This window comes from Shinella sp. GW835-FHT14H05 (genome assembly GCF_058793575.1).
Genome location: NZ_JBXAFY010000002.1, coordinates 374777 through 394924, shown reverse-complemented (window position 1 = coordinate 394924; position 20148 = coordinate 374777). Strand labels below are relative to the sequence as shown.

General features: G+C 64.7%; 18 protein-coding genes. 4 read left to right on the top strand and 14 right to left on the bottom strand.

The window, feature by feature from the left end; all coding sequences use genetic code 11:
• Positions 1 to 8 precede the first annotated feature (8 nt).
• The 4 genes from AC1Q6Z_RS09280 to ehuR form a co-directional block, all read right to left on the bottom strand.
• Positions 9 to 1205 carry a M20 metallopeptidase family protein gene (locus tag AC1Q6Z_RS09280; protein WP_492647564.1) on the bottom strand — a complete coding sequence of 399 codons (1197 nt, stop codon included), beginning with the start codon at positions 1203 to 1205 and terminating at the stop codon, positions 9 to 11.
• On the bottom strand, positions 1192 to 2370 hold the full coding sequence (locus AC1Q6Z_RS09275) for a M24 family metallopeptidase (RefSeq protein WP_492647563.1): 1179 nt from the start codon (positions 2368 to 2370) through the stop codon (positions 1192 to 1194). Before AC1Q6Z_RS09275 ends, AC1Q6Z_RS09280 begins: the two co-directional genes overlap by 14 nt.
• A gap of 18 nt (positions 2371 to 2388) precedes the next feature.
• Positions 2389 to 3168: an ectoine utilization protein EutA gene (gene eutA / locus AC1Q6Z_RS09270; RefSeq protein WP_492647562.1), complete on the bottom strand. Its 780-nt coding sequence runs from the start codon at positions 3166 to 3168 to the stop codon at positions 2389 to 2391.
• Positions 3169 to 3248: 80 nt separating this feature from the next.
• On the bottom strand, positions 3249 to 4631 hold the full coding sequence (ehuR, locus tag AC1Q6Z_RS09265) for a MocR-like ectoine utilization transcription factor EhuR (RefSeq protein ID WP_492647561.1): 1383 nt from the start codon (positions 4629 to 4631) through the stop codon (positions 3249 to 3251).
• A 122-nt stretch (positions 4632 to 4753) separates the two neighbouring features.
• On the opposite strand from ehuR, the gene AC1Q6Z_RS09260 reads away from it, so the two are divergent.
• Positions 4754 to 5203: a GNAT family N-acetyltransferase gene (locus AC1Q6Z_RS09260; protein ID WP_435264693.1), complete on the top strand. Its 450-nt coding sequence runs from the start codon at positions 4754 to 4756 to the stop codon at positions 5201 to 5203.
• 89 nt (positions 5204 to 5292) lie between these two features.
• On the top strand, positions 5293 to 6840 hold the full coding sequence (locus AC1Q6Z_RS09255) for a T6SS phospholipase effector Tle1-like catalytic domain-containing protein (RefSeq protein WP_492647560.1): 1548 nt from the start codon (positions 5293 to 5295) through the stop codon (positions 6838 to 6840).
• A gap of 56 nt (positions 6841 to 6896) precedes the next feature.
• Here the strand turns inward: AC1Q6Z_RS09255 and AC1Q6Z_RS09250 are convergent, their stop codons facing one another.
• The 5 genes from AC1Q6Z_RS09250 to AC1Q6Z_RS09230 form a co-directional block, all read right to left on the bottom strand.
• On the bottom strand, positions 6897 to 8348 hold the full coding sequence (locus AC1Q6Z_RS09250) for a calcium-binding protein (RefSeq protein WP_492647559.1): 1452 nt from the start codon (positions 8346 to 8348) through the stop codon (positions 6897 to 6899).
• A 106-nt stretch (positions 8349 to 8454) separates the two neighbouring features.
• On the bottom strand, positions 8455 to 9393 hold the full coding sequence (locus tag AC1Q6Z_RS09245) for an AraC family transcriptional regulator (protein WP_492647558.1): 939 nt from the start codon (positions 9391 to 9393) through the stop codon (positions 8455 to 8457).
• Positions 9394 to 9615: 222 nt separating this feature from the next.
• The gene (locus AC1Q6Z_RS09240) at positions 9616 to 10257 is read right to left on the bottom strand and encodes an Isoquinoline 1-oxidoreductase subunit (protein ID WP_256114847.1); all 642 of its coding nucleotides are present in this window, start codon (positions 10255 to 10257) and stop codon (positions 9616 to 9618) included.
• Positions 10258 to 10270: 13 nt separating this feature from the next.
• Entirely contained in the window at positions 10271 to 12424 is a 2154-nt protein-coding gene (locus tag AC1Q6Z_RS09235; RefSeq protein WP_492647557.1) for a xanthine dehydrogenase family protein molybdopterin-binding subunit, read from the bottom strand.
• A gap of 3 nt (positions 12425 to 12427) precedes the next feature.
• Positions 12428 to 12886 carry a (2Fe-2S)-binding protein gene (locus AC1Q6Z_RS09230; RefSeq protein ID WP_256114845.1) on the bottom strand — a complete coding sequence of 153 codons (459 nt, stop codon included), beginning with the start codon at positions 12884 to 12886 and terminating at the stop codon, positions 12428 to 12430.
• Positions 12887 to 13188: 302 nt separating this feature from the next.
• Here AC1Q6Z_RS09230 and AC1Q6Z_RS09225 point away from each other — a divergent pair, with 302 nt between their 5' ends.
• Positions 13189 to 13488: a hypothetical protein gene (locus tag AC1Q6Z_RS09225; protein WP_492647556.1), complete on the top strand. Its 300-nt coding sequence runs from the start codon at positions 13189 to 13191 to the stop codon at positions 13486 to 13488.
• A 33-nt stretch (positions 13489 to 13521) separates the two neighbouring features.
• On the opposite strand, the gene AC1Q6Z_RS09220 is transcribed toward AC1Q6Z_RS09225, so the two are convergent.
• The 3 genes from AC1Q6Z_RS09220 to AC1Q6Z_RS09210 are packed head-to-tail and all read right to left on the bottom strand — an operon-like array spanning position 13522 to position 17197.
• Positions 13522 to 15879 carry a xanthine dehydrogenase family protein molybdopterin-binding subunit gene (locus AC1Q6Z_RS09220; RefSeq protein WP_492647555.1) on the bottom strand — a complete coding sequence of 786 codons (2358 nt, stop codon included), beginning with the start codon at positions 15877 to 15879 and terminating at the stop codon, positions 13522 to 13524.
• On the bottom strand, positions 15876 to 16349 hold the full coding sequence (locus tag AC1Q6Z_RS09215; protein WP_492647554.1) for a (2Fe-2S)-binding protein: 474 nt from the start codon (positions 16347 to 16349) through the stop codon (positions 15876 to 15878). Before AC1Q6Z_RS09215 ends, AC1Q6Z_RS09220 begins: the two co-directional genes overlap by 4 nt.
• Positions 16346 to 17197: an FAD binding domain-containing protein gene (locus tag AC1Q6Z_RS09210; protein WP_492647553.1), complete on the bottom strand. Its 852-nt coding sequence runs from the start codon at positions 17195 to 17197 to the stop codon at positions 16346 to 16348. Before AC1Q6Z_RS09210 ends, AC1Q6Z_RS09215 begins: the two co-directional genes overlap by 4 nt.
• A gap of 203 nt (positions 17198 to 17400) precedes the next feature.
• On the opposite strand from AC1Q6Z_RS09210, the gene AC1Q6Z_RS09205 reads away from it, so the two are divergent.
• Positions 17401 to 18360 carry an AraC-like ligand-binding domain-containing protein gene (locus AC1Q6Z_RS09205; protein WP_492647552.1) on the top strand — a complete coding sequence of 320 codons (960 nt, stop codon included), beginning with the start codon at positions 17401 to 17403 and terminating at the stop codon, positions 18358 to 18360.
• Here AC1Q6Z_RS09205 and AC1Q6Z_RS09200 read toward each other — a convergent pair.
• Both AC1Q6Z_RS09200 and AC1Q6Z_RS09195 read right to left on the bottom strand, forming a co-directional pair.
• Entirely contained in the window at positions 18318 to 19208 is an 891-nt protein-coding gene (locus AC1Q6Z_RS09200) for a LysR substrate-binding domain-containing protein (protein ID WP_492647551.1), read from the bottom strand. The genes AC1Q6Z_RS09205 and AC1Q6Z_RS09200 overlap by 43 nt on opposite strands.
• Before the next feature lie 31 nt (positions 19209 to 19239).
• The gene (locus AC1Q6Z_RS09195; RefSeq protein ID WP_492647550.1) at positions 19240 to 20148 is read right to left on the bottom strand and encodes a LysR substrate-binding domain-containing protein; all 909 of its coding nucleotides are present in this window, start codon (positions 20146 to 20148) and stop codon (positions 19240 to 19242) included.

Below are 20148 nucleotides of genomic sequence, written 5' to 3'. Positions count from 1 at the left end.
GAGAGGCCTTATTCCGGCGGCTGGAGGAAGGTGCGGGCGGCGGCGCTGAGTACCAGGGCGCCCTGCGGCAGGGCGGCTTCATCCACGCGGAATTTCGGGTGATGCAGCGGATAGATGGCGTCGATCGCGTCATTGCGAATGCCGAGGCGGAAATACACCGACGGGCATTTTTCGCTGTAGAAGGCGAAGTCGTCGGCTGCGGTCCAGCCGGGCAAAGCGAGCACATTTTCCTGCCCGACGATCTCGCTGCCGGCACGCCGGACGATCTCGACCATCTCCGGCGCATTGACGACCGGCGGCTCGCCGCGTTGCAGGTGGATGTCGACCGTGGCGCCATGGGTTGCCGCCACGCCTTCCAGGATCTGGCGCAGCCGGGTCCAGGCCTTTTGGCGCGTTTCCTCATGTCCGCTGCGGATCGTGCCCTTCAGCCGGGCTTCGGCCGCAATGACATTATAGGCCCCGCCGCCTTCGATGCCCGTGACGGAGATGACGAGCGGATCGTAGGGATCGATCTCGCGCGCCACGATCTTCTGCAATTCCGTGACCATCGAGCATGCGATCGCGATGGCATCGACACCTTCGGAGGGTTTTGCGGCATGGGCGGAATTGCCGGTGACGACGACGTCAAAAATATCGCAGGCGAGTGTGTAGGGACCGGCGCCGACCGCAATCCTGCCGGTCGCGGTATAGGGGTCGACATGGATGCCGATCGCCGCATCGACGTCGTCGAGAAGCCCTTCCTCGACCACCCGCCGGCCGCCGAGCGGCTCGGCCTCTTCGGCCGGCTGGAAGATGATGCGCACGGTGCCGCTGAACGATTGTTTCTGCTGGTCGAGCAGCACCGCGGCGGCATAGCCCATCGCGGCATGGGCGTCGTGCCCGCAGGCATGCATCACGCCGGGGCGCTCGGAACTGAACGGCACGCCGGATGTCTCGGTGATCGGCAGCGCGTCGATATCGGCGCGGATGACGACCTTGCGGTTGGACGGTCCGGCCGTGCCGACGATATCGACGGCGAGGCCGAAGCCGGCGACGGGCCGGACATCGCGCAGGCCCGCCTCTTCCAGCGCCTGCTTCAGGTAGGCCTGCGTCTCGCGCTCTTCGTTCGAGAGTTCCGGATTGCGGTGCAGGTCGCGCCGGATAGCGATCATCCGGCGCTCAAGTGCCGCATCCATACCGCCCGCGCCGGTGTCAGGATTTGACATGGATGTCTCGCGGGAAGCGGGTCAGCGTTTCGTTTCCGCTCTCTGTGACGAGGATCGTTTCGCTGACCTCGATGCCCCAGCCGTCCATCCACATGCCAAGGATGGAGTGCAGCACGTTGCCGGGCTGCAAAATGGTCTTGTCGCCGGGGCGCAGGCTGATCGTGTGCTCGCCCCAGTCCGGCGGATAGGCGACGCCGATCGAATAGCCGATGCGCGATTCCTTCTTCAGGCCGTAGCGCTGGATGACTTGGCGCCAGCTCGCCTCGACCGCTTCCGCGGTGATGCCCGGCTTGATGGTCACGAGCACGGCCTCCATGCCTTCGAGCACGGCCTTGCTGGTATCGCCGACCTTGGTCGGCATGGCGCCGAGCTGCATGGTGCGCGCGAGGCCGGCGGTATAGCGGCGCACGACGCCCGCCAGCTCGAGTGCCACGGTTTCGTTCGCGCCGAACCGCCGGTCGCTCCACATGACATGCGGCGCCGAGGCGTTTTCGCCGCCGAGGATGGTCGGCGGCAGGGCGGTAATGTCGCCGGCGAAGTCCGCAGATCCGGCCACCTGCGCTGCCTGGATCCGGGCGATCGCGTCGCATTCGCGCACACCGGGCGCAATCACCTCATAGGCCGCGGTAACGGCCGCTTCGGCGAGGCGCGAGGCCTTGCGGAGGTAATCGATCTCGGCCGCCGACTTGACGCTGCGAATCCAATTCACCAGCAGGTCCGCATCCTGGAAGGTGGCGTTCGGCAGGCCCGCGGTGAGGCGGGCATGGGCCTTGGGCGAATAATAATAGGCTTCGAGCTCGATGCCGATCGTGCCGCGGCCCCAGCCTTTCCGGCTGATCCATTCGGCAATCCAGTCCATTGGGTGCCGGTCGGCGCGCTGGACGTGGTCTTCGGGGAAGCCGACGACGTTTTCGGGCTTCATCCAGGCGGTGAGCAGGCCGCCGGCTGCGTCCATGGCGCGGCCGATCCAGACCGGCTCCTCGTCGACGAGCGGGACGAGCACCACCTGCGGGGTATAGAACGACCAGCCGTCATAGCCGGTGATGTAATGCTGGTTGGCGACGTCGTTCACGATCAGCAGATCGAGATTGCGGCGCGCCATTTCTGCGCGGATGGCCTGGAGCCTGGTCCTGTATTCGCTGAGCGCGAAGGGCAGTTGGATCATAAGAATTCATCCTGTTTCTTAGGCGGGAAGGGGCATGTCTGGTGTGCCGGCAAGCGCCAGCAGGCGTGCGGTGGAATGCGGATCGGCGGCGACGCCGCACAGTCGGAGGCTTGCCCAGGCGGCGGCGAGATTGCTGGTGACGACCGGAAGGCCGGTCCGTCTCTCGATCTGCGGCACGCATTCGGCGGCGCGCAGGGCCGTGCAGGCGATGAAAAGCGCCTGCGTCTCCGGCTTCACCGTCTCGATGGCGAGCCGGACGATTTCGGCATGCGGCAGGCGCGCCATGTCGCGGTCGTCTTCAATGCCGAAGCAGGCGAGGCGATCGACCTGAAATCCCTGCTCCGTGAAGAAGGCGTGCATGGGCTCGGCCGTTCTGCGCACATAGGGCGTGAGGATGGCAATACGGTCTGCCCGCAACGCCCGCAGTGCGGCAACGCCGGCGCCGGCCGGCGTGACGACGGGTACGCCCGGTTTGCCGGCGCCGATGGCTTTCGCGATCTCCTGCTCGCCGATGATGACCGAGGCGGACGTGCAGCCGTAGACGATCGCATCCAGCGTCTCATCCGGCAGGATGAGCGAGGCAGCGGCCGTGAGGTGCGGCTGCATGGCCAGCAGGTTTTCCGGCGTCGTCGGGTTGGCGTAGCTGACGCGCGTCACATGGACGGCAATGTCGTCGCGCGCGACGAGCCGCCGGAAATCCGCCTCCACCGTGTGGTCCGTGGCAAGCGCGATGAGACCGATCCGCTTTCCTGCCGGGCGGTCATCCAAAGTCGACTGATGCTGCCTCTCTTCGATCATGCCAGCTCCGGTGGGTTCTGCGAGCATTGAGCAATGGAAAGAGATGCGCGTCAATTGATGAAAAAGACACGTGTCAATTTCTAGATCGTCAGCACGCTCCGATCGGGTACGGCGCGCAGCAGCGAGGCGAGGATATCGAGCCCGGCGCGAAGCTCGTCCGCCTCCGTAGCGCCCACCGACACCCGGGCGGCCCCCACCGGCAATCCCGAAAGGGAGAAGGGCGTGCTGGGGGCGACCGCAACGCCGCGAACCCGGGCCTGTGAGACGAAGGCCAGTTCGTCGTGATCCGGCGGCAGCGTCAGCCAGAAATGCAGCGCTTCCGGATGCGCGCGATAGTGCGCACCCTGCAAGGCGTCCGTGACGATACGGTGGCGCGCCCGCAGGGTCTCGCGCTGCCAATCGACGAGTTTGCCGATCGTGCCGTCGCCAAGCCAGAGCGTGGCCAGTTCGGCGATCATCGGTGTCGCCATCCAATTGGCCATCAGTTGCCGGTTGGCGATGGTGGCCGCAAAGTGATCCGGCGCCGCGATATAGCCGATCCTCAAGCCCGGCATGGCGACCTTCGTGAAGCCGGTAAAGTAGATGGTGCGTTCGGGGGCGAGTGCCGCGATCGGCCTCGGGCGGTTGGTTATCAGCGGGCCGAACACATCGTTCTCGACGATGGTCAGGTCGTGTTTCCGCGCCATCTCGGCAAGTGCCAGGCGCCGCGCTTCCGGCATCAGCGTGGCGGTCGGATTGGCGAGGTTCGGCTGGAGAACCAGGACGCGCACCTTGTCCCGCAGGCAGGCCTCTTCGAGCGCCTCGGGCAGCATGCCGTCCCCATCGGCGGCAATCGCGCGCACGCGCATGCCCAGATAATCTGACAGGGGGCGGATCACATGGTAGCAGATTTCCTCCGCGGCCAGCACCGTTTCGGGGCCGGCGGCGGACATCAGCGCGATGGTGAAGGCGGAGGAGGCGCCGTTCGTGACAAGCAGGTTTTGCGGTGACGTGCTCACGCCGAGCGTGGAAAGCCAGGCGACCGCCGCCTCGTTGTGTCGCGGGAAAATCGTGTTCGGCCGAAAGGACAGCACAGCGGTCGGCGGCAGGGTGTCCGCCAACCGGTGCAGCGCGTCCTTCATCCGATCCAGATGAAAGGAGGTGCAGACAGGCGTGACGATGGAAAGATCGATGACATTGGCCAAGCGCTCGGCAATGTAGGGAGATTGCAGGGAAGGGCCGGTCGACGTCACATAGGTGCCGCGGCCGACCTCGCCCGAGACCAGCCCGCGCCGCGCCAGGACGTCATAGGCCTTGCTGACCGTCTGGATCGAGACCTTCAGGTCATAGGCGAGGTCGCGGTGCCCGGGCAACTTCTCCTCACGCACAAGCCGGCCGCTCTTGATGGCCGCCGTGAACTGGTCCGCAAGGGAAATGTAAACGGGCCGCCGCAATTGGCCGGCATCGGGTCGCCACTTTGTCATGCATTCTTGTCGGTCAAATGCAGGACAATTTCAATCCTCATGGGAATCTTTCCCGGTGGCACGCGCGAGGCTTTCGCTGCTAACCTTTCCGAAACGGCCAAACTCCCCGGAAAGGTTCTTCAATGTCCGACATCACGGTTCGCGCGCTTCATCTGGACGATCGTGCGCAATGGGACGCGCTCTATCAGGGCTATGCGACCTTCTACAATGTCACCCAGACAGCGCAGATGCGCGACACGGTCTGGTCGTGGCTGCACGATGCGAACGCGGACCCACGCGGTCTCGTCGCCGCGCGCGCGGATGGCACCTTGATCGGCCTCGCGCATTTCCGGCCGTTCCCGCGGCCGCTCTCCGCCACCACCGGCTGTTTCCTCGATGACCTTTTCGTCTCGCCCGACGCCCGCGGGACGGGTGCCGCCGACGCGCTGATCGAAAACGTCCGCTCGATTGCCGCAGGCGAAGGATGGTCCGTCGTGCGCTGGATCACCGCCGAGAACAATTATCGCGGCCGCGGGGTCTACGACCGGGTGGCGAGCAAGACGGCGTGGGTGACCTACGACATCAAGATCTAAAAGGGATCGCCTTTAAATTGTAAAAGCTGCTTTCCTTCCGCCGATTTGGCGGCATACTTTCCGGCAGCAACGTCTCGGAGGAAGGGAAGATGCATCTCATCGTATTCTGCGACGGAACCTGGAACACGCCCGATCAACTGGAAGACGGGCTGCCGGCGCCGACCAATGTCGTGAAACTGCACCACGCGCTGGCACCTCTGGATGGGGCCGGCCGGGAACAGCGGGCCTATTACCACCCCGGCGTCGGCACCGACGGCGGTGTGTGGGATCGCCTTGCCGGCGGCGGCATGGGCGAGGGGCTCGATCGCAACATCATGAGCGCCTACAACTGGCTGGCGCGCAACTACGAGGAGGGGGCGCAGATCTGGCTCTTCGGCTTCAGCCGCGGCGCCTATACCGTGCGCAGCCTCGGCGGCATGATCTCCCGCTGCGGCCTGTTGAAGGCCGCGGGACTGGAGGAAAAGGCGATCTGGGCCGCCATCGAGACGCTTTTCGAGAATTACCGCACGCCGGAAAAGACAGCAAAGCCGGTGACCGCGACGAAGCGCCTGCCGTTTCATGGCGTCGCGAGTGGCCAGAAATGCAAACATTCGATGCCGATCCACTGCATCGGCGTGTGGGATACGGTCGGCGCGCTCGGCGTGCCGGACGACCTGGCGCTGCTGAACCTGCTGGACGACCCCGCCAAACACAGCTTTCACGACACGGAGCTGAGCCCGGTCGTCAAGAACGCCCGCCACGCGATCGCCATCGACGAGCGCCGCCAGAGCTTTACGCCGACGCTCTGGACGAATGTCGAGGGTCGCCCCACGGTCCAGCAGATCTGGTTTCCGGGCGTGCATGGCGATGTCGGCGGCGGTTACGGCCGCAGCGGGCTCTCCGATGGTGCGCTCGACTGGATGATCGAGGAGGTGCGGGCGCTTGGGCTGAATTTCCGCGAAAACATCCAGCAGCAGCTCGTCGCCGATCCCCTCGGCCTGCTGCACGATTCGGTGACCGGCGTGTTCAAGACCTTGCGGACCCGGCCGCGCAGCGTGCCGCTTTTCTCCGCAAGCAGCACGGAGCTGCACCGCTCCGCGCGCGATCGCCACGACAACCCGCCGCTCATGCAGGGCGACTACTGGAAGACCAAGCGCCTCGACAAGGGGCAGGAGGTGACGGTCGACGTTTTCGCGCGCGAAAGGTGGAACTTTACCGGGCTCTTTCTGGAGGCCGGCGTTACCTACCGGTTTTCCGCCAAGGGGGAGTGGATGGACGGCGAAATCACCTGCCCGCCCTCCGGCACCAATGACGGCAAGTTCCATCTCGGCGAGGCCGTCCAGATCGCCTCGTCGATCTTCGGCAAGGGCGAGCAGCTCTTCACCAAGCTGACCGGCAATCACCAGGTGGATTTCTGGTACACCAAGCGCGCGGAAGACGCCCCCTGGTTCTCGCTGATCGGCATGGTCGCCAATGGCGTGCTGCCGGAAAAGAAGCCGGAGGACAGGCTGAGCTTCGCGCCGCACGAAGAGTTCGAAATCGGCACTGGCAAGGATTTCACGCCGAAGAAGAGCGGCTACCTCTACGCTTTCGCCAACGACGCCTGGCAAACCTACGACAACAACCGCGGCAGCGTGCGGCTGACGGTCAAGCGGTAGCGTCCGGCTTTGCCGGCAGCATGGCGGCTCGATCGGCCGCCATGCCATCCGACATGCTAAAGCACCAGGATATCCGCCGAGGTCAGGCGCAGGCCATCGGCCAGGGTGGCGATCAGCTGGCGGGCGGTATCGCCGGAGCCGTCGGCGTCATAGTAGAGGGCGCCGGTCTTGTTGTCATAGATCACCCGGTCATTGGCATCGACCTTGGCATTGCCGACGCCGATCGTCTTAAACAGCGCCGAGCCCAGCTTGCCGAGCGGGCCGAGGCCGGCAAAAAAGTCCTTTTCCAGACCGATCGTGTCGGCCGCGCGGTTGAAGTCGGTGATCGTGTCGCGGTTGGCCGCCGTCGGCCTGTTCATGAAAATGAAGGTGTCGTTTCCGCCGCCGCCGGTCAGGATGTCCTTGCCGGCGCCGCCATAGAGGACGTCGTTGCCGCCGAGACCGTTGAGGAGATCATTGCCGCCAAGGCCGCGCAGCGTGTTGGCGGCGGCGTTCCCGAGGATCGTATTGGCCGAGGCATTGCCGACGCCGGTGGCGGCCGTGCCGAGCAGCGTCAGCTTCTCGTGGTAGCGCCCGAGCGTGTGGGAGATGGAGGACATGACGAGATCGATGCCGTCGTCGTAATAGTCCCATTCGAACGTGTCGCCCGCGCCGAATATATAGGTGTCGTTGCCGCCGCTGGCGCAGCGGTAGATGTCGGCGCCCGCTCCGCCGTCATAGACATCGTTGCCCGTGCCTCCGTTCAGCACGTCATTGCCGGCGCCGCCGTACAGCCGGTCGTTGCCGGAGAAGCCGAACAATTGATCGTTGCCATTGCCGCCATAGAGCAGGTCCGCTCCGTCTCCGCTCGCCGTGGCATAGTAGCCGCCGCCCTCGATATAGTCGTCACCGTCGCCGCCATAGATGATATCCGCGCCGTTGCCGCCGGCGAGATCGTCGTTGCCACCGGCACCGTTGAGCTGGTCGTTGTCGTCGCCGCCTTCGATCTCGTCACTGCCGGCGCTGCCATAGAGCCGGTCGTTGCCGGCATCGCCGAACAGCGTGTTGCGGACGGTTTCGAAGGTCATGTCGTTCTGGAGGCCCGCCCAGAGCACGTCGTTGCCGTTCCCGCCGCGCAGGGCATCCGTGCCGCTGCCGCCGACCAGCAGGTCGTTGCCCGTGCCGCCTTCCAGCCGGTCACCGCCGGCCTGGCCGTAGATGCGGTCGTCGCCGGCGTCACCGTAGAGCACGTCGGCGGCGCCGTTATCACTGGTCTGCCAGTTCGGCTCGTCCTCGCCGCAATCGCCGTAAATGACGTCGTTGCCGTCGCCGCCATAGGCGGTGTCGCCCTCGGTATGGTCGTCGCCGTTGTTGTAGATGTCGCCGAAGATCAGGTCGTCGCCGCCAAGACCGCGCAGCGCGCTGTCGCTGTAATTGTCATAGGTGCCGTCGCTGAGCACCAGCGCGGTGCCCCACAGGATGTCGTTGCCGCCAGTACCGTTGATGTTGCCGTTTGGATCGCGTGCCATGATGTCCCTCGTTTTTCTCGCCAGGAGCGATGGGCGCGAACTTACATGCCCTTACGTCACGCTGGCTTGGGGAGGGTCTCAGGGTTTTGGGATACTCGCGCCTGTCTCAGTTCGAGACGAGGCTCTGGCGGATGTCCGACGGCGTCGCCTGAAAACGCCGGCGAAAAACCTGGTTGAACCAGGAAATATCGCCAAAACCGACCATCAGCGCGATGGCGGCGATGGTGTGGTGCCGGAAGCCGGGATCGCCCAGCAGCCCATGCACATGGTCGAGCCGCTCGGCCGTCACATGGTCGGTGAAGCTGGTGCCTTCCTCGTAGAAAAGCGCCCGGACATAGGGCACGCTGATGCCGTGACGCCGGGAGAGCCATTCGAGGGAGAGGCGCGGATCGCACAGATGGGCGGTGATATCGGCCTTGACCGCCTGCAGGCGGGCGGCGCGCACGCCGTTCTTGCGGGCCTGCTGCCCGCTGTCGCGCTTTGCGCCCAGCATCAGCACCGCAAGGTCGACAAGGTGCGCGGCGAAAACCGCCTGGTCCGCCTCCGGAATATCGACATGGTTGTGCAGCAGCGAAACGGCGTAGCTGTTGAGAAGATGGGCCGCGGGATCGCGCAGCGAACGCGTCTTGAGGAGATTGTCGCTGGAGGAAATGCGATCGACGACGAGGCGACGCGGAATGGCGATGCTGAGGCAGGAACTGCGCTCGGCGACGGTGGTCACCGTCGTGCGGTCGCGCCGCATCACATTGACGTCGCCCGGCCGGATGAAGAGGTCCTCGCCCCGCGCATCATGCACGCCATTGCCGCCGGCGACGCTCAGATAGAGCAGGTCCTCCTCGTCGGAAGGGGTGACGAGCGTTACGGGCGTCGTGTTGGCAAAGGCGATATGCACATCACCGACGCCGCGCAACGCTACGTCGATCTCGACCGGCCCCTCGCCATGAAAATCGAGGCCGGTGCGCACATGCCCGTTATAAACCGCCTCGACAAGCTCCCGGCGCAGGTTTTCGGCCGTATCGCGCGTGGAGAACTGAACAACGGACATAACGACCCCAAGCAAAGGTGGATTGTTCGACCTGCGATGCACAGACTAAGCAGGGCGAGGCAGCAAGATCAAGACGTCCGGTACGGTGTCTCTATTCTCGCCGGCGCTCTCGTGGCTCCGTCGTCCCGGTGACATTAACGTGAGCGGTCGTGAATTGCTCTACTCTCAGGTGAGCATCGCACGGAACCTCGGATCCATGCGATGCGCATTGTTGATGTTCCGTCAGGACGCCGGACAGACTGCGCCGGTGTCCACCCAGGCCTGGATGATCTTGCCGAACTCTTCCTGCGTGCCCGGCACGGGTTCGCGGCCTTCGCCCGGATCCCATCCCCAGCCGACGAGGTCGTCATGGGCCATGTGTTCAACCATCTCGGCCATGGTCTTGTCGCCGTTGCGCTTGGGGTCCTTCAACTGCTCGCAGATCTGGCGGAGCGTCTTGCCCTCCCAGGCCATCTCGATCGGTGCGAGATGCCAGGCGGGGTTGCCGGGGATGCTCTTCAGCGTATCCGCCTGGCCGACGACCGGCGTGTTCTCCGCGCTGTGGCAGGTGTTGCACTGCATGCCCACGAGACCCATGCCGCCATCGCCGCGGAAGACCGGCGGCTGGTGCGGATGCATCGTCATATCCTGCAAGGGACGGTCCGTCGCCGGATGACAGTTGACGCATCTGGGATGCTGGATGACCTTGCCGGCCTCTTCGAAGAGCGCGATCGAGCGGGCGCGTTCGTCGGAAATTGACTGGAACGTTTCCGCCGGCTGCAAGGCGTTGGGATTCTGGGCAACGGAGGCGGGGGCGAGCGCCAGGCCCGCGCCCACGATGAGACAGTGCGCAAGAACGCCCGAAAACAGGAGCTTGATTTTCATCTGACGGTATCCCTCACGAGGAAATAAGGCTGACGATGGGAAGCTGGCGAACGGGGGCGTTCGTCAGCTTTCGCCACGCATTGGCGACTGCCGGTCCTATGGGCGGCACGCCGGGTTCGCCGACACCGGTCGGGCTTTCCGCCGACTTGATGATCTCCACCGCGACATCGGGCATCTCGTTGATGCGGATCGATCTGTAGTCGTGGAAGTTCGACTGCATGATCTTTCCGCCCTTGCCGAGCATGACCGCATCGAAGAGCACGGCGCCCAACCCGTAGCCAATGCCGCCTTCCATCTGCGCCTTGATGATGTTGGGGTTGACCGCGACGCCGCAATCGACCGCACACCAGACCTTGTGCACGCGCGGCGCGCCGTCGGAGCCGACCGAGACTTCCGCCACCTGGGCCACGAACGAACCGAAGCTTTCGACGACCGCGACACCGCGCGCCCGTCCCTCCGGCGGTGTCGCCCCCCAATCCGCCATCTCCGCCGCCTTGCGCAGCACGCCGGCATGGCGCGACGCCTTGTCGAGCAGCGCCAGCCGCCCTTCCACCGGATCGCGGCCCACGCGGGTCAGCAACTCGTCGACGAAGGTTTCCACCGCAAAGCCGGTATGGGTATGGCCGACCGAGCGCCACCAGAGCGGCGGTATCGGCAGCGTGATGTTGTGCGACGTGACTTTGAGATTGGGGATCTGGTAGGGGAGGTTGGACGCGCCCTCTACCGACGTCGAATCGAGGTCGGCCTTGGCCATGATCGACTGGCCGACGATGATCTGCTCCCAGGCGGTGATCCGCCCTTCCGTGTCGATCGCGCCGCGCATCCTGTGGGCATACATCGGGCGGTAGAAGCCGCCCTGGATGTCGTCTTCGCGGGTCCACATATGCTTGAGCGGCCGGTCGCCGCCGATTGCGGCATAGACCATCGCCGCCTCCTGCATATAGGGCGAGCCGAACTGCGCCTTGCGGCCGAAACTTCCGCCGGCGAGCTGGGTGTTCACGCGGACCTTCGTCTCGTCGAGCTTGAGGATCTCGGCCGCCACCTGCTGGTCGAAGCCGGGAAACTGCGCGCCGTTGTAGATATCGACCGAACCGTCCGCTGCCTTGATGAACACCGCATCGAGCGGCTCCATCGGGGCATGGGCGAGGAAGGGAAAGACGATGTCCGCCTCGATGGTCTGGAGCCCTTCCTGCTGGAAGGCCGTCGTGACATTGCCGGTATTCGTCGCCTCGATGCCGGGCTTGGCAAACTGGCGGGCATATTCGGCGGCGAGTTCGCTGGAGGAGCGGGTTTCCGCCTTGCTGAGATCCCATTCGATCTTGAGCGCGTCACGGCCCTTCAGCGCGGTGAAGGTGTTGTCGGCGTAGACGGCGATCCCCTGCGGGATCTGCTTGACATCGACCACGCCCTTGACCTTGCGTGCTTCGCTGTCGTCGAAGGATTTCACCGTCGCGCCGAAATGCTTGGGGTGGGCGACCACGGCGATCAGCAGATTGTCCGGCGTGATATCCAGCGTGAAGATCGCCGTGCCATTGATCTTCTCGCGTGTGTCGAGCTTCGGCAGATCGGTGCCGATCAGCACGAAGTCCTTGGGGTCTTTCAGTGCCGGATCCTGCGGCACCACCTGTCCCTTGGCCTTTTCCGCGAAGGCGCCAAAGCCGCTTTCCTTGCCGGACGCGGCGTGCCGCATGCGGCCCTTCTCGACCGTAATCTCGGCCGCCGGCACGTTCCATTCCTGCGCGGCCGCGGCAACCAGCATTGCCCGCGCCGTGGCGCCGGCCTTGCGCATCTGCTCATAGGCATTGGCGATGGAGCTCGATCCGCCGGTGCCTTGCAGCCCGAAGGCGAGGTTTGCATAGATCTTGTTGTCGGTCGGGGAATGGACCGCGCGCATCTGGCTCCAGTCGGCATCGAGTTCCTCGGCCACCAGCGTGGCGAGCCCCGTGAACGGCCCTTGTCCGAACTCGATGTGCTTCGACAGGATGGTCACGGTATCGTCCGTGCCGATCTTCACGAAGGCGTTGAGGGGGAGAAGCTCCGGGCTTCCGCCGGCGGGCGTGCCGGTCGGTGAGGCCCGCAGGACCTTCGGTGCAATTGCCACGCCGATGACGAGGCCTACGCCGGCGAGGAAACCGCGGCGGGTGGACGGGATTTCATGGATGGTCATGGCTCAACCCTCCATCGCATCGGCTGCGTTGTGGATCGCCGCTCGAATGCGATGATAGGTGGCACATCGACAGATATTTCCGGTCATGGCGCCGTCGATCTCGTCGTCGCTCGGTTTCGGCACCATCTGTAGGAGGGCGACCGCCGACATGATCTGCCCGGATTGACAGTAGCCGCATTGCGGCACGTCGAGCCCGGCCCAGGCGGTCTGGATGGCCTCGGCCTCCTTGCCGGAGATGCCCTCGATCGTCACGACGTCAGAGCCTTCGATCGTCGCGATCGGGGTGATGCAGGAGCGGCGCGTCATGCCGTCCAGGTGCACCGTACAGGCGCCGCACTGCGCGACGCCGCAGCCATATTTCGTGCCGGTCAATTTCTCGAAATCGCGGATCACCCACAGCAGCGGCGTGTCGGGGTCTCCGGTGAACGAGCGTTGTTTTCCATTGAGGGTGAAGGTCACCATGTCCATGCATCCTTCCAGCAGGGAGCCGCGGGGCGGGGCTCATATTTCAAAGAGGTATGGCGTCAGTCGACGATGGAAAGGGACTGACGGAGAGGCAATCAAATCAGTCAATCGGCATAGTATCGGCCGATCAAATCAAATGCGTGTGACGCGAGGGGCAGGGGTGAGGCCGCGACCCAGACGCGGTCGAACGCGCAGGATCGATATTTGTTCCTGAAGGCCGGGCCGCTGCTTCCTTGATTATGACAGGGAATTGCTGGATTCAGTTGTAACAATTGTAATATTTAACGGAGTATGAATTAGTGAGTGGCAAAATAAACAGGATTTACGAAGCCCTGATCGAGGGAGCGGAGACGGGTTTGTCGGGTGACGAACTGTTCAAGCATGTGGCGAGCCACTGTCCCAATGCGAGCAGCAAGAAGATCGTGAAGGCCTCGCTTCTCGCCCTTTCGGACCCGGACCTGAAAGACGCCAATATCCTCCAGGTCGTCTATGCGCTGGCGATCAAGCATCGGCTCGACCCCGTGTCCAAGGGCGACCTGGAAGACACGGAAGAGCCTTCGGCCGACAAGGCTCAAATCAAAGAGCGCAAACACGCATGAGGCGCCGAGCCGGCGAACACCATGCCGGCTCTCTCACCGCCGCGCCAGATTGGTATGCCAAACCGGGCTGATGTGCTCGAAATCCAGCGCTTTCGCATGGCCTTGCATCAACTCCAGCACCCGCGGCGGCGTCAAGGGCAGCTCCGCGACCGGCCTTCCCGTCGCCCGCGCAACGGCGCAGGCTATGGTGGCGCCGACATTCAGGATCGGTATTTCGCCCGCACCCTTCGCGCCGAGCGGACCGATAGACGGGGCGCCCTCGTGCAGCACGATCTCGACCGGCAGCACGTCTTGCGCAAGCGGCAGGAGATAGTGCTCAAAGCCGGATTGCTCCATGGAGCCGCGGTCGTCGATCGTGATGTTTTCGTGCAGCGCATAGCCCAGGCCTTGGGTGACGCCGCCCTGGATCTGGCTCCTGATCGCACGCGGGTTGATGGCGACGCCGACATCCTGGACCACCCTATAGCTCAAGACGTCGACATGGCCCGTATCCGGATCGACGGCGACTTCGCAGTCGTGCACGGTGAAGATCGGGATATCGATGGCATCGATGAAGTGGCCTGCCGCGCAACCGGGCAGGGATGGTACGCCGGGCGCGGTAAAGTTGCCCGTGCCGGACATGGGGCCGAAGAGTTCCTCGGCGCGCTGGACGACTGCGGCGATCGTCATGCCGCTGCCGGGACGACCGGCGATCTCGACGCGCCCGCCCCGAAGCGCCAGGCCCGATGGCGGCGTTTGCAGCATTTCGGAAGCGATCTCCAGGATCTGCTCGCGGATCTTCTCCGCGGCCATCTTGCTAGCGGAGCCGATGGAGACCGTGGTGCGCCCGCCGCCGACGCCGAGATCGCGGCCGGAAGCGTCGGTATCGGCGGTCTTGACGATCACGTCGGCTGGGTGAATGCTGAGAATTCCCGCCACGATCTGCGGCAGCGACTGGACCATCGTGCCAGAGCCGATCTCGACGCCGGAGGTGACGAGCGTCGCGGAGCCGTCCGCATTGAGGTTGATGGTTGCCGCCGACGGGCCGACAAAGACGAACCAGGTGCCGACCGTGGTCGCGCGCCCGTAGAGCCGGCCATCGGCCGCGTCCCGCCTGTCCGCATCGGCGCTGATCGTCTCCATCCGCTCCAGCATGGGCCGCAGCACGTCTCCCTGGAAGACCTGTCCCGTGGCGCCAATATCGCCATCGCCGAGCACGTTTCGCTTGCGGAAATCCATGGGGTCCATGCCGATCGCCGCGCAGATATTGTCGGTGTGGCGCTCGAGGAAGAAGGTGTTGTAGACGCCGTTGCAGGCGCGGAAGGCGCCGTTCGGCGGCGTGTTGGTATAGACCGCGCGGCTGTTGAGCTTTACCGCGCCCAGCCGATAGTTGCCGCCGAGCGTATGGGCGGTCATGGTGGAGAGGAAAATCTGCTCGCCGCCATAGGCCCCGCAATCCATCAGCACGGTCGCCTCCCGGCCGACGATTTCTCCATCTGGCGTTACGGCAGAGCGAATGCGGACCTCGGCATTCTCCCGGCACAGGCAGGAGAGGAATTCTTCTTCCCGCGAATTGCAGAGCGAGACTGTTTTCCCGGTTTTTCGCGCGAGGAGGGCTGCGACCGGCTCGATGGTGCAGTCGAATTTCAAGCCGAACCCGCCGCCGACGGCGGGCACCGTGACGCGGACGCGCGAGGCCGCGACGCCCAGCACCTTGGCGGTGACGTTGCGTACCGTCCAGGGCACCTGCGTCGAGCACTGGATGTGGAACCGGTCATCCTCATAGCTGGCGATGGCGCAGCGCGGCTCGAAAGGCACATGGCTCTGGCGGCCGACGCGGAAACAGTCGTCGACGATGGTGACGTCCGGGCGGGCGAAGGCCGCTTCCGTATCCCCGCGCGTGACATGGGCTTCCCAGGCGACGTTGCCGCCGCGCGGCGCGCCCTCCTTCAGGAGTTCGTAGCGCTGCCAATCCGGGTGGATGAGAGGCGCGTGTTCCCCCAAGGCTTCGGCCATGGTCAAGACTGCGGGCAGGGGTTCGGTCTTCACCAACACGGCTCTCGCGGCGGCCTGTGCGATTTCCAGCGTGTCGGCCGCAATCGCCGCGATCGGCTCGCCGTGATAGCGTATGAGGTCGCTTGCAAACAGCGGATGGTCGGCCACGCCGATGCCATGCAGGCCCGGCGCATCTGCATGGGTGACGATCGCCCGCACGCCCTTCATCGCCAGCGCCTTCGAGCAGTCGATCTCAAGAATGCGGGCGGATGCCACGTCGGAGCGCACCTGCACGGCGTGCAGCATATCCTGCCCGATATTGTCGATCGTGTAGCGGGTGCGGCCGGTGAGTTTGTCCTGCGCGTCGCGCCGGGGCAGGTCCATCACCACGGAGGCGAGATCGGTCACAGCGTTCATCGGCCGGATACCTTTCGCATGTCCTGGATCGACAGGACGGCATCGACGATGCGCTCATAGCCGGTGCATCGACAGATATTTCCCGAAAGCGCCGCCTTCACCTCGCTCCGGCTGGGTGCGGGATTGGCTTCTAGAAACGCCGTCAGCGTCATCACCATGCCGGGAAAACACATGCCGCATTGCACCACGTCATGGTCGATGAAGGCCTGCTGCACCGGATTGGGTGTCTCGAAATGGCCGAGGCCCTCGATGGTGACGATGCTCCGTCCGTCAAGCATGCCGACGGGCCTGAGGCAGGACGGAACGGCCTCGCCATCGACCAGGACGGTGCAGGCGCCGCAAAAACCTTCGCGGCAGACCGCCTTGGCGCCCGTCAGGCGACAGCTATCGCGCAGCACATCCAGCAGCGCCGTCCGAGGATCGGCCGTGACGGTGCGGACCTCTCCGTTGATGGTCAGTTCGATGGTCATGATGCCCTCGTTTCGTGATCGGCCCGGATGGTTTCAAAGGCGCGGCGCAGGAGCACGGGCAGGATGCTCGTGCGATACCAGCCCGGCGCATCGACGGCATCGCGGCCGGTGAAATCAGCAATGAGGTCTCGTGCCGCCGTTTCCGCGCGCGCGGGGTCCACGGGCTGGCCTTCCAGCGCCTGTTCCAGGTTTTGCCAGCGGCGAGGGGCGACCTCCACCGCGCCGACGCCGATGCGCGCATCGGAAATCCTGCCCTTATCGTCGATTGCTACGGAGACGCTGGCGATGGCACAGGGATAGTCGCCAGCCTTGCGCATCGGGAGACGCTCATGGGCACTCAACCGTGCGGTTCGCGGAACGATGATGCGGGTCACGAGCCATGGCCTTTCGCGGCTTTTCCGGCTTTCGAGAAAGGCCAGCACCGGCAGCCACTCCAGCCCCGCCTTGTCCCGCACCTCGATCTGGGCGTCGAGGCTCAAGAGGGCCGGCGCGAAGTCGGAGGCGGCAAAGGCGGCGGTGCAGATATTGCCGCCGATCGTCGCGATGCGCCGGACACCGGGATTGGCCGAGCGGGCGCTCGCCCGCTTGAGCACCTTGAGATCCGGGGTCGGCGGGAGTTTCTGCGCCAGCGCATCATGGGTGGCGAGCGGGCCGATCGATACCGCTTCGTCGGTGACGTCGATGCGCTGAAAACCCTCGATGCCGGAGAGGGCGACGTAGACCGGCGCCATCGCCTCATGCCGCAGCGGGCTTCGCATCACCCACGTGGCCCCGGCGACGGGGATGGCGTCAGGGCCAGCAACGGCAAGATCGTTCAGCGCCTCGTCGACCGATCGCGGGAAGGTCATCCTTGGTCGTGATGGTTCCGTCAGCATGGCCAGTTCACCCGTTTCGTTTCGCAAAAAGGTAGCCGGGTGATGGACGGCCGCATGCGGGAAAGCGCACGATTTCATGGAGGAAAGCGCGATGCCATTGCGGCGTGCACGTTTGCGCGCGCCGGCATCCTTTGTTACCCTTCGATCCTGGCTCCCCAACGGAGGATGGCGGATAGATGGCACCGGGCGCGGGTCGATCGATCGATGACGGTCTCGCCGATTGGCAGCAGCGGGTTTCTGCGGCCTATTTTCCGCTCGTCACCGAGGGACGCCGGGGGAAGGATTTTCGCGGGCGGCTGGATATGTGGCAGCTTGGCCTCGTCAGCGCCACGCGCATCGATTGCGACGCGGTGCTCTATCGCCGGACAGCCCATCACCTGCGCGATGAGCGGGAAAGCGCTTTCCTGATCTCCATCCCCGGATCGGCCGAGGTGACCTTCCACCAGAGCGCGCGCCAGGCGCAGTGTCGGCCCGGCGGTTTCGTCATCGAGCGCAGCGATGCGCCTTACGAATATTGGCACGAGACACCCGACGTGCAGTGGGTGGCGAAAATCCCGCGTGACAGCGTGCGGGCACGCATCGGCTCCTTCGAAAAATTCCTCGGCCTGAGCATGGATGCCCGCTCGGGCATCGCCTCCTATTTCCTGTCGAGCCTGTCCTCGGCCGTCACCCATGCGGATGCTATGGACGAGACTGCCCGGGCGCTTGCGGGCGAACACCTGATCGAGGTTCTCTGTCTGGCGCTGCTTGCCGGCGAGCGCGCGCTCGACAGTTCGGAATCGGCCGTCCGCCGCGCGCATCTACACCGCGCGGAAACCTTCATCCGCAAGAACCTCAAGAATCCCGGTCTTTCGGCGGGCATGGTCGCGGAGGCGTGCGGTATTTCGATGCGCTACCTGCAACAGCTTTTCGAAGGCACGGGTTTCACCGCCAGCGGATATATCCGCGAATGCCGGCTGGTGCGCTCGGACGAGGACCTGCGCCGCGGCGCCGATACGATCACCACGATCGCCTATCGGTGGGGGTTTTCCGACCAGGCCCAGTTCAGCCGCCACTATCGTGCCCGCTTCGGCCTCACGCCCCGCGAGGCGCGTCACGGCGTCGCCGCTTCCTCGATCAGCCAGTTGATGAAATAGCCGACTTCGGTGGTTTCGCGTTTCGCCTCGGCGCAGATGCAATAGTAGTTGTGCACGGCCGGCACGCTGAGCTGCAACGGCTGCACGAGGCGGCCTTCATCAAGATCGCGGGCGGACACGACTTCGTCGCTGAGTGCGACGCCAAAGCCGTCTCGCGCAGCTTGAAGGACAATGCCGAAATCGTCGAAATACACATCCGACTCGCCCATATAGGCGATGCCGGCTTCGGCCTGCCACCGTCGCCATTGCGAGCCGTCATCCTCATGCAGCAGCCGGTGATAGGCGAGGTCGGAGGGCTGGCGGATGGCGTTCGGCCCGCGCAGGAGCTGCGGGCTGCAAACCGGCGTCATGTGGATGCCGTGCAGCAGGCGCCACCAGAAGCCCGGCCACGGTGGCACGCCATAGACGATCGCGACATCCGTCTTGCGCCAGTCGACACCGTGGAAATGGCTGGAGGTGACGACGTTCAACTGGAAATTCGGGCTTTCCGCCATGAAGGTGAAAAGCCTTGTGGCAAGCCATGCGACGCCGTGCACCTGTGGGATGGAAATGGTCAGGGACTGCCGCGCCGCCCCGCCATATTTATGCGCCGAGAGCTGGCGCACGCCGGTGTGGATCGCGTCCATAGCGCTTGCCACAGAGCGCTGGAGCTGGCTTCCGCTCGGCGTCAAAGCCAGTTGCCGGCCGCGTTTCTGAAAGAGATCGACGCCGAGTGACACCTGGAGCGCGCGGATCTGCTGGCTGACGGCGCCCGGCGTCACATGCAGCTCCGCCGCCGCAGCACTCACATTGCCGAGCCGCGCGACGCTTTCGAAGACGCGGAAGGCATGAAGGGGTGGTAGCGCCATCGGTTTCTTCCCTCAATTGACGTTCGACGAATCAGGCATTCTGGTCGCGCCCCGGGCGCAGTTGCTCGACCACCCGATCGGCCAGAGCGCGCAGGACCGGGTCGTTCGCGCGGTCGACAGGGCAGACGATATAATATTCCCGCGCCGCATTGATCGTGGTGGAGAACGGCTGGATGAGCCGCCCTTCGCTCAGATAGTTTCGCGTGAGCACATCCGAGACCAGCGCCACGCCCCGGCCCTGTACGGCAGAGGCAATCGCCTGCGCCACCGAATTCACCCGCACGCGGGTATTGCCCTCAAGGCCGATGCGCGCGGCAACGGACCATTTTGCCCATTCCCCGCCGTCGTCTTCATGCAGCAGCGCGACGGAACTCAGCTTCCTGTCGCGGTTGCGCAGGTCGAGCCGGGGGAACAATGTCGGTGAGCACACGGCACAGAGCCGGACTTCGCTGAGCGAGCGCCAGTATTTTCCGGTGAAGGGCGGATTGTCGTAGACGACTGCGAGGTCGTTTTCCTCCCAGTCCACGTCCGCGGCGGTGATTGCCTCGTTGATGGTGAGATTGGCGATGCCGTGCGATTGCGCGAAATCGACGATCGTCGCCGTCAGCCAGGCGATCCCGAGCGCGGTCGGCACGGAGACCGACAGGGAGGCGGGCTGGTCGCCGGCTGTTATTTTCCGCGATGCGCGCGTCGCCGTGCCGAGCTGCCCGAGCGATATGGCGACGGCCTGCGAAAAATCCTTGCCCGCCTGGGTGAGGGCGACATTCCGGCCCGACTTCTGGAACAGGATGATGCCCGTCGCATCGCTGAGCTTCTTCAACTGCAATGAAATCGCGCTGGGGCTGAGGTTCAATTCTTTCGCCGCATGCCGCACCCCGCCGAGGCGCGCGGTCGCTTCGAAAGCGGGCAGATATTGCAGGTAGGGCGGGAGGCGGCTCAT

Bases quoted from the DNA above. Each gene is read 5' to 3' on its own strand.
- AC1Q6Z_RS09280 (WP_492647564.1), bottom strand. From the start codon at position 1,205: ATGTCAAATCCTGACACCGGCGCGGGCGGTATGGATGCGGCACTTGAG.
- AC1Q6Z_RS09275 (WP_492647563.1), bottom strand. From the start codon at position 2,370: ATGATCCAACTGCCCTTCGCGCTCAGCGAATACAGGACCAGGCTCCAG.
- eutA (WP_492647562.1), bottom strand. From the start codon at position 3,168: ATGATCGAAGAGAGGCAGCATCAGTCGACTTTGGATGACCGCCCGGCA.
- ehuR (WP_492647561.1), bottom strand. From the start codon at position 4,631: ATGACAAAGTGGCGACCCGATGCCGGCCAATTGCGGCGGCCCGTTTAC.
- AC1Q6Z_RS09260 (WP_435264693.1), top strand. From the start codon at position 4,754: ATGTCCGACATCACGGTTCGCGCGCTTCATCTGGACGATCGTGCGCAA.
- AC1Q6Z_RS09255 (WP_492647560.1), top strand. From the start codon at position 5,293: ATGCATCTCATCGTATTCTGCGACGGAACCTGGAACACGCCCGATCAA.
- AC1Q6Z_RS09250 (WP_492647559.1), bottom strand. From the start codon at position 8,348: ATGGCACGCGATCCAAACGGCAACATCAACGGTACTGGCGGCAACGAC.
- AC1Q6Z_RS09245 (WP_492647558.1), bottom strand. From the start codon at position 9,393: ATGTCCGTTGTTCAGTTCTCCACGCGCGATACGGCCGAAAACCTGCGC.
- AC1Q6Z_RS09240 (WP_256114847.1), bottom strand. From the start codon at position 10,257: ATGAAAATCAAGCTCCTGTTTTCGGGCGTTCTTGCGCACTGTCTCATC.
- AC1Q6Z_RS09235 (WP_492647557.1), bottom strand. From the start codon at position 12,424: ATGACCATCCATGAAATCCCGTCCACCCGCCGCGGTTTCCTCGCCGGC.
- AC1Q6Z_RS09230 (WP_256114845.1), bottom strand. From the start codon at position 12,886: ATGGTGACCTTCACCCTCAATGGAAAACAACGCTCGTTCACCGGAGAC.
- AC1Q6Z_RS09220 (WP_492647555.1), bottom strand. From the start codon at position 15,879: ATGAACGCTGTGACCGATCTCGCCTCCGTGGTGATGGACCTGCCCCGG.
- AC1Q6Z_RS09215 (WP_492647554.1), bottom strand. From the start codon at position 16,349: ATGACCATCGAACTGACCATCAACGGAGAGGTCCGCACCGTCACGGCC.
- AC1Q6Z_RS09210 (WP_492647553.1), bottom strand. From the start codon at position 17,197: ATGACCTTCCCGCGATCGGTCGACGAGGCGCTGAACGATCTTGCCGTT.
- AC1Q6Z_RS09205 (WP_492647552.1), top strand. From the start codon at position 17,401: ATGGCACCGGGCGCGGGTCGATCGATCGATGACGGTCTCGCCGATTGG.
- AC1Q6Z_RS09200 (WP_492647551.1), bottom strand. From the start codon at position 19,208: ATGGCGCTACCACCCCTTCATGCCTTCCGCGTCTTCGAAAGCGTCGCG.
- AC1Q6Z_RS09195 (WP_492647550.1), bottom strand. From the start codon at position 20,148: ATGAGCCGCCTCCCGCCCTACCTGCAATATCTGCCCGCTTTCGAAGCG.